General features: G+C 73.0%; 6 protein-coding genes and 1 pseudogene. 4 read left to right on the top strand and 3 right to left on the bottom strand.

Going from position 1 to position 7646, the window contains the following annotated elements:
- Together ACFW1I_RS36965 and ACFW1I_RS36960 are read right to left on the bottom strand one after the other, a co-directional pair.
- Positions 1-280: pseudogene (locus ACFW1I_RS36965) on the bottom strand (MBL fold metallo-hydrolase); the annotation flags it as partial.
- Positions 281-327: 47 nt separating this feature from the next.
- Positions 328-1017 (bottom strand): maleylpyruvate isomerase family mycothiol-dependent enzyme, encoded by a 690-nt coding sequence (locus tag ACFW1I_RS36960; protein WP_384678268.1) that lies wholly within the window; start codon positions 1015-1017, stop codon positions 328-330.
- 174 nt (positions 1018-1191) lie between these two features.
- Here ACFW1I_RS36960 and uvrA point away from each other — a divergent pair, with 174 nt between their 5' ends.
- Together uvrA and ACFW1I_RS36950 are read left to right on the top strand one after the other, a co-directional pair.
- Positions 1192-4272: an excinuclease ABC subunit UvrA gene (uvrA, locus tag ACFW1I_RS36955; RefSeq protein ID WP_384678266.1), complete on the top strand. Its 3081-nt coding sequence runs from the start codon at positions 1192-1194 to the stop codon at positions 4270-4272.
- A 303-nt stretch (positions 4273-4575) separates the two neighbouring features.
- On the top strand, positions 4576-5013 hold the full coding sequence (locus ACFW1I_RS36950; protein ID WP_384678264.1) for a Rieske (2Fe-2S) protein: 438 nt from the start codon (positions 4576-4578) through the stop codon (positions 5011-5013).
- Positions 5014-5017: 4 nt separating this feature from the next.
- On the opposite strand, the gene ACFW1I_RS36945 is transcribed toward ACFW1I_RS36950, so the two are convergent.
- The gene (locus ACFW1I_RS36945) at positions 5018-5944 is read right to left on the bottom strand and encodes a hypothetical protein (protein ID WP_384678262.1); all 927 of its coding nucleotides are present in this window, start codon (positions 5942-5944) and stop codon (positions 5018-5020) included.
- A 244-nt stretch (positions 5945-6188) separates the two neighbouring features.
- Here ACFW1I_RS36945 and ACFW1I_RS36940 point away from each other — a divergent pair, with 244 nt between their 5' ends.
- Both ACFW1I_RS36940 and ACFW1I_RS36935 read left to right on the top strand, forming a co-directional pair.
- Complete coding sequence (locus ACFW1I_RS36940) at positions 6189-6812, top strand: papain-like cysteine protease family protein (RefSeq protein WP_384678260.1); 624 nt, start codon at positions 6189-6191, stop codon at positions 6810-6812.
- A gap of 5 nt (positions 6813-6817) precedes the next feature.
- A partial coding sequence (locus tag ACFW1I_RS36935) for a hypothetical protein (protein ID WP_384678274.1) occupies positions 6818-7646 on the top strand: 829 nt, incomplete at its 3' end.

Here is a 7646-nt window from a genome sequence, read left to right as displayed (position 1 = left end):
GGGGGGGGGGGGGGGGGGCCACACCCTCGCAGGGGGCGTGCTGTGTGTCGCGGTGCGGGGGGGGGGTGCCGCGGCGGGCGTCGGAGGCCACACCGATCAGCGTGAGCAGGGTCTCCGCGTCGTTGGCCGCGTCGATGAGCAGCTGGGCGCCGGTGGCCCGGCAGCGCAGCAGGTACGCGTTGTTGTCCATCGGGCCGACCGCGACCTTGGAGATCATCAGGTCCTTCAGCTCGTGGACGTCGGCCGGACCGCCCACCCTCACCGCTCCGCTGTACGTCATGGCCTCAGCCTAGCCCCGCCCGCCGACAGCGGTCCCGGGAACGGTGCCTAGAGCGGCGGGAGCTGGGGGAGCGGGCCGCCCTCGGTCTTCAGGGCGGAGCCGTCGCGGCGGCCGGCCAGCCAGCCGAGCAGCTCGGGCGCGGGCCCGGAGACGCCGACCGGGCCGCCCTCGGCGCCGCCGCCGGTGGTCCACGTCCGTCCGTCGTCGGCGCGGAGGCCGGTGGAGGGGACGTCCGGGTGTCCGGCGAACCGCTCGGCGAGGAAGTCGATCTCGCGCCGGACGAACTCCTCGGGGAGGTCCTCCAGCTCGTAGCCGCAGTCGAGGTCCACGTGGTGCAGGTCCACCTCGACCCAGCGGCGGAAGGGGATGCGGGAGGCGCTGTCGGTGACGCCGTTGCGCAGTTCGAGGGTGCGGCTCCAGTCGGCCGGGACGGCGGCCGTGGCCCGGAGGCGCTCGGCGGTCGCGCGGACGTCGGCGAGCTGGACGTCGAGGGGGCGGGCGGCGTCGCGCTCGATGTCCGCGTCGCGCGCCTCGGCGCTCGCGTACATGGGGCGGCCTTCGAGGACGTTCACCAGGGCGTCGGCGTTCCGGGCCAGGTGGGCGAGGACGTGGCCGCGCGTCCAGCCGGGAAGCCGTGACGGCAGGGCGACGGAGGCGTTGTCCCAGGAGGCGGCGTCGGTCAGCAGCCGCTCGGTCGCTTCATGCAGGGAGGCGAGGTCGCGCTCGTGGTCGATCATGGCGCCGACCCTAGCGCCGACCACTCGTTCGGGTGAAGCAGGCAGACGACCGCCGGAAATCGAATGTACGTGCTATAGGCTCGGTGATGGCAGCCGCCGACCACGGAAGCATCCGGCATCCTTGGTTGTTGGGTGTTATGTCCATCCGCTCTCTCAAGAAAGGTGCGGACCGGCGTGGCCGACCGTCTCATCGTCCGTGGCGCGCGCGAGCACAACCTCAAGAACGTCTCGCTCGATCTCCCCCGTGACTCCCTCATCGTCTTCACCGGGCTCTCGGGATCGGGCAAGTCCTCCCTCGCGTTCGACACGATCTTCGCCGAGGGGCAGCGCCGGTACGTCGAGTCGCTCTCCTCGTACGCACGGCAGTTCCTCGGCCAGATGGACAAGCCGGACGTGGACTTCATCGAGGGTCTCTCGCCCGCCGTCTCCATCGACCAGAAGTCGACCTCGCGCAACCCGCGCTCCACGGTCGGCACCATCACCGAGGTCTACGACTACCTCCGCCTGCTCTTCGCCCGCATCGGCAAGCCGCACTGTCCCGAGTGCCGCCGGCCGATCTCCCGCCAGTCGCCGCAGGCCATCGTCGACAAGGTCCTGGAGCTGCCCGAGGGCAGCCGCTTCCAGGTGCTCTCCCCGCTCGTGCGCGAGCGCAAGGGCGAGTTCGTCGACCTCTTCGCCGACCTCCAGACCAAGGGCTACAGCCGCGCCCGGGTCGACGGGCGGACCATCCAGCTCAGCGAGCCGCCGACGCTCAAGAAGCAGGAGAAGCACACCATCGAGGTGGTCGTCGACCGCCTCACGGTGAAGGACAGCGCCAAGCGCCGCCTCACCGACTCCGTCGAGACCGCCCTCGGGCTCTCCGGCGGCATGGTCGTGCTCGACTTCGTCGACCTCCCCGAGGACGACCCCGAGCGCGAGAAGATGTACTCGGAGCACCTCTACTGCCCGTACGACGACCTCTCCTTCGAGGAGCTGGAGCCCCGCTCCTTCTCCTTCAACTCGCCCTTCGGCGCCTGCCCCGACTGCACCGGCATCGGCACCCGCATGGAGGTCGACCCCGAGCTGGTCGTCCCCGACGAGGAGAGGTCCCTCGACGAGGGCGCCATCCACCCGTGGTCCCACGGCCACACCAAGGAGTACTTCGGCCGGATGATCGACGGGCTCTCGCAGGCCCTCGGCTTCCGCACCGACATCCCCTACGCGGGCCTCCCGCAGCGGGCCAAGAAGGCCCTCATGTACGGGCACAAGACCCAGATCGAGGTCCGCTACCGCAACCGGTACGGGCGCGAGCGCGCCTGGACCAGCCCCGCCTTCGAGGGCGCCGTCTCCTTCGTGAAGCGGCGCCACAGCGAGGCCGAGAGCGACTCCAGCCGGGAGCGCTTCGAGGGGTACATGCGCGAGGTGCCCTGCCCCACCTGCGAGGGCTCCCGCCTGAAGCCGATCGTGCTCGCGGTCACCGTGATGGACCGGTCCATCGCCGAGGTCTCCGCCATGTCGATCAGCGACTGCGCCGAGTTCCTGGGCCGGCTGACGCTCAACGCCCGCGACAAGAAGATCGCCGAGCGGGTCCTCAAGGAGGTCAACGAGCGGCTGCGCTTCCTCGTCGACGTCGGCCTCGACTACCTCTCGCTCAACCGCGCGGCCGGCACGCTGTCCGGCGGCGAGGCCCAGCGCATCCGGCTCGCCACCCAGATCGGCTCCGGCCTGGTCGGCGTCCTCTACGTGCTCGACGAGCCCTCCATCGGCCTCCACCAGCGCGACAACCACCGCCTGATCGAGACCCTGGTCCGCCTCCGCGACATGGGCAACACGCTCATCGTCGTCGAGCACGACGAGGACACCATCAAGGTCGCCGACTGGGTCGTGGACATCGGCCCCGGCGCCGGCGAGCACGGCGGCAAGGTCGTCCACTCCGGCACCTTGAAGGAGCTCCTCGCCAACGAGGAGTCGATGACCGGGCAGTACCTGTCCGGCCGCCGGGCGATCACCACGCCGGACATCCGCCGCCCCGTCGACCCCGGCCGGCTGCTGACCGTGCACGGCGCCCGGGAGAACAACCTGCGGGACATCGACGTCTCCTTCCCGCTGGGCGTCCTCACCGCCGTCACCGGTGTCTCCGGCTCCGGAAAGTCGACGCTGGTCAACGACATCCTCTACACCCACCTCGCGCGCGAGCTGAACGGCGCCAAGACGGTGCCCGGGCGGCACACGCGGGTGGAGGGCGACGACCTCGTCGACAAGGTCGTGCACGTCGACCAGTCGCCGATCGGGCGCACCCCGCGCTCCAACCCGGCGACGTACACCGGCGTCTTCGACCACGTCCGCAAGCTCTTCGCGGAGACGATGGAGGCGAAGGTGCGGGGCTACCTGCCCGGCCGCTTCTCCTTCAACGTCAAGGGCGGGCGCTGCGAGAACTGCTCCGGCGACGGCACCATCAAGATCGAGATGAACTTCCTCCCGGACGTCTACGTGCCGTGCGAGGTCTGCCACGGGGCCCGGTACAACCGGGAGACCCTGGAGGTCCACTACAAGGGCAAGTCCATCGCCGAGGTGCTGGACATGCCGATCGAGGAGGCCCTCGACTTCTTCGAGGCCGTCCCCACGATCGCCCGCCACCTGCGGACGCTCAACGAGGTCGGGCTCGGCTACGTCCGGCTCGGCCAGTCGGCGCCGACGCTCTCCGGCGGCGAGGCGCAGCGCGTCAAGCTCGCCTCCGAGCTCCAGAAGCGCTCCACGGGACGCACGGTGTACGTCCTGGACGAGCCGACGACCGGTCTGCACTTCGAGGACATCTCGAAGCTGATCAAGGTCCTGTCGGGCCTGGTCGACAAGGGCAACTCGGTGATCGTCATCGAGCACAACCTCGATGTCATCAAGACCGCCGACTGGATCATCGACATGGGTCCCGAGGGCGGCAGCGGGGGCGGCATGGTCGTCGCCGAGGGCAGCCCGGAGGAGGTCGCCTCGGAGCCGGCCAGCCACACCGGCAAGTTCCTCCGCGAGATCCTCGGCGCCGACCGGATCAGCGACGCGGGCGTGCCCGCGCCGCGCGGCACGGCGAAGAAGACGGCGGCCAGGAAGACGACGGCGAAGAAGGCCGCCGCGCCGGCCCGGAAGACGGCCGCCAAGGCCACCGAGGCGGCGCCCGCGAAGGCCGCGAAGGCCGCGAAGACGGCGGCCAAGACGGCCAAGACGGCCAAGTCGACGAAGGCCGCCCCGGCCGGGAAGACGGCGACCCGCACCCGCAAGGCGTGACGCCGCCGCCGGGCCGTCCGGATCCCGGACGGCCCGGCGCGACGCGCCCGCGCGAGCCGACACCCGGCGGGCCTCCACCGTCCGGCGCGCGGGGGGCCGCCCCCCCCCCGCCCGCCGGGCGCGGGGGCGCCGGCCCGGCCCGCGCCGCAGCGCGCGGGTGCCGGACGTCGCCCGAGCCCTGTCCCGGCGGGTGTTCCGGTGACGTTCGGTAGCGGGCCGGGTGGTCCGGGGGCGGTCCAAACCACATGAAACGGGGTGGGTATCGTCGGGGCAGACCAACGTCCCCGCCACCGTGGAGCGATCATGTCCGGCCAGTCCACCCGCCGCACCGTCCTGAAGGGTGCCGCTCTCGCCGGTGCCGCCGGGCTGGGAGTCGCCGCCTGCTCCACCGACTCCAAGCTCGGGCACGCGCAGGTGCCGACGCCGACCGCGCCGGTCGCCCTCGGCTCGCCGGACGAGGTGCCGGTGGGCGGGGCCAAGCTCTTCCGCGAGCAGCGGGTGCTGGTCAGCTGCCCGGCCAAGGGCGAGTACAAGGCGTTCAGCGCCCAGTGCACCCACGCCGGCTGCGTCCTCGACAAGATCGAGGACAACGAGGGCAACTGCCCCTGCCACGGCAGCCGCTTCGACGTCACCACCGGCAAGGCCCTCAAGGGCCCCGCCACCGTCCCGCTGCCCGCCGTCGAGGTCCGCGTCGAGGACGGCAAGCTGATCGCCGGACCGAAGGCCGCGCCCTCCGCCTGAGGGCTCAGGACCAGTCCCAGTCGATCCCCAGGATCCCCGGGCGCACGCCCTGCTCCACCAGGTGCACCGTGCGGTGCCGGCCGCCGAGCGTCAGCTCGGTGCGGCCACCGCGCGGCGCGCCCGCCGACGCCTGGGCGAAGCGTCGGCAGCGCACCGGCAGCGCCGCCTCGTCGAAGGCGACCTGGAGCACGTACTGGCCGCCCGCGAAGGTGAAGCCGCGGACGTACTCGCCGCTCGGGCCGGCCGTCCCGTCCTCGAAGCCGTACGTGAACAGGTGCGTGTCACCGGCCCGCAGCCGGGCGTCGAAGAGGAGTTCGGCGACCAGCACCCCCGTCTCGGCATGCCACCGCACCCGCCCGGTACGGCAGTTCTCCACCGCCCGCACCCGCACCCGCGCCGGGTCGCAGCCCGGATCGCCGTGGTGGATCGCCAGGTAGCGGTCGACGCCGTCCCGGTGCGCGCGCACCACGTGCTGCGACTCGCGCCCCAGCAGCTCCCGGCCCGGCCCGATCCGTACCCGCTCGTGGTGGCCCACCGTGTGCAGCCCGCCGTCCGCCGGCGACTCCAGCTCCGCGAAGAGCCCCTCCACCGCGCCCGACGCCTCCACCAGAGAGCGGTACGAGCGGGCCGCCGGCCGCTCCACCCCCTCCCGGCCCGCGCCGTCCGCCAGCAGCCGCAGCAGCGAGTTCCCCGGCAGCTGGAGCACCTCCTCCAGGGCCCGGACCGCCTTCAGCGACTCCGGCCGCTGGGGCCGCCGGGCGCCCTGCTGCCAGTAGCTCAGCGAGGTCACCCCGACCTTCACGCCCCGGTGCGCGAGATGGTGCTGGACCCGCTGGAGCGGCAGACCGCGCACGGCCAGCGCGGTGCGCAGCGCCAGATGGAAGGGGCCGGTGTGCAGCAGCTGCACCAGATCGGCCTCGGTGTGGCTCACGCGGGCTCCTCGGTGAACGTTCACGCCCGGGGCACGGACCGCCGCGGCCCGGACGGCGGGCGGGCTGGTGGACAGCGGACCCGCGTTCACACGCGGGCCACACCGTTCACAGCCCGATGTCACCCCGCATTGAAGCGTGTTGACCCGCTCCCGACAACGACCGATGCTCCAAGCGGTGTCCGGACGCCACCCCACCCCCCACGCACCCCCCACCCATCCCCACCCCCCGCACTGGGAGGAACCCATGAGGAACCCCATGCGCAGACGACTCCGGCACAGGAGGAGCGGGCTCGTGGCGTTCGCCGCCGCCGCGCTGCTGCTCGTCCCCGCCGCGGCCTCGGCGTCCGCCGCGCCGGCCCCCGCACCCGCCGAGACCACCGCCACCTTCGCCGCCAAGCGCCTGAACATCACCATGCAGGCCCAGCAGAAGACCAACTGGTGCTGGGCGGCCGCCGGGAACACCATCGCCACCTGGTACGGCCGCGGCTACAGCCAGAACCAGTTCTGCAACGCCGCCTTCCAGCGGCAGCAGGGCTACGACTGCCCCAACTGGCAGGCCACCCTCGGCAACGTCCAGACCGGCCTCTCCTGGGCGGGCATCAACCCCGGCTCGTACGTCGACGGCTGGCTGCGCTACTCCACCGTCCAGACCGAGATCAACGCCGGCCGCCCGATCGAGACCCGCATCCAGTGGTCGAGCGGCGGCGGCCACATGCACGTGCTGTACGGCTACGACGATGCCGACAGCTGGGTGTACTGGGGAGATCCCTGGCCTTCCAGCAATCGCTACAACTGGGCCTCCCACGCGTGGTACGTGAACAACGCCTCCTTCTCCTGGACCCACTCCCTCTACCGGATCGGGGCGTGACCACCATGACCACCACGGCACTCGCCACCGGAGCGGCCACCGCGCTCCTCGTCCTCGGCGCCGGCGCCCCCGCGGCCTCGGCCGCCCCGGCCGTCGAGCCCCTGCCGAGCGCGCCGACCGCCGAGCAGGCCGCCGCCGCGCCGGAGACCCTCGCCACCCTGGGCCGCTTCTTCGCCCGCGACGGGGCGCTCGCCCGGACCGCAGCGGCGCCCCGGATATCCGGGCCGTCGGTGCCGGTGCGGATCCTCTCCGCGGAGTTCGTCGCCGGCACGGCGGGCGCGCCGGTGGCCCGCGAGGAGTTCCGGGCCAGCCTCGCCGTCGCCGCCGACGGGCAGAAGGCGTCCCTGTGGACCGTGCGGGGACCCGGCGGCTGGCAGGTGGTGAACATCGCCACCGGCGACGACGAGATCCGCTACGCGCGCGTGGGGGCCCGGAAGCTCCCCGGCGGCCTCGTCTTCCGCGAACCGCAGATCGACGCCTGGTACGTCCAGAAGGGCACGAAGGTGCTGCCGCTGGACGAGGACGCGGTGACCGCCGTCGGCAGGAACGGCACCACCCTCGCCGCCTACCGGGACCGGGTCACGCGCGCGTACGCCGACAAGCTCCCCGGCTCCGGCTACGCCCGTAAGGGCGCGGCGGGCGGCTACGCCCCCGGGGCGGCCGGTTCCGCCCCCGGTTCCGCGCCGGCGCCCGCGCCCGTGGCAGCAGGGCCCGCGGCGCCCGCCGAGGGCACGGCGGAGGGCGGCCCCCGCCACCAGCCCGCCGCGGCCACCGCCGCCTCCACGGTCGCCGCCTTCGGTGCCGTGGCGGCCCTCGCCCTGATCGGCGCCACCG

The organism is Streptomyces sp. NPDC058955 (assembly GCF_042741435.1).
Lineage (GTDB): Bacteria > Actinomycetota > Actinomycetes > Streptomycetales > Streptomycetaceae > Streptomyces.
The sequence above is the reverse complement of the archived record's forward strand: the minus strand, read 5'-3'. Positions and strand labels throughout refer to the sequence as shown.

Excerpts from the sequence above, each read along its gene's own strand:
- ACFW1I_RS36940 (WP_384678260.1), top strand. The coding sequence starts at position 6,189 with ATGAGGAACCCCATGCGCAGACGACTCCGGCACAGGAGGAGCGGGCTC.
- ACFW1I_RS36960 (WP_384678268.1), bottom strand. The coding sequence starts at position 1,017 with ATGATCGACCACGAGCGCGACCTCGCCTCCCTGCATGAAGCGACCGAG.
- ACFW1I_RS36950 (WP_384678264.1), top strand. The coding sequence starts at position 4,576 with ATGTCCGGCCAGTCCACCCGCCGCACCGTCCTGAAGGGTGCCGCTCTC.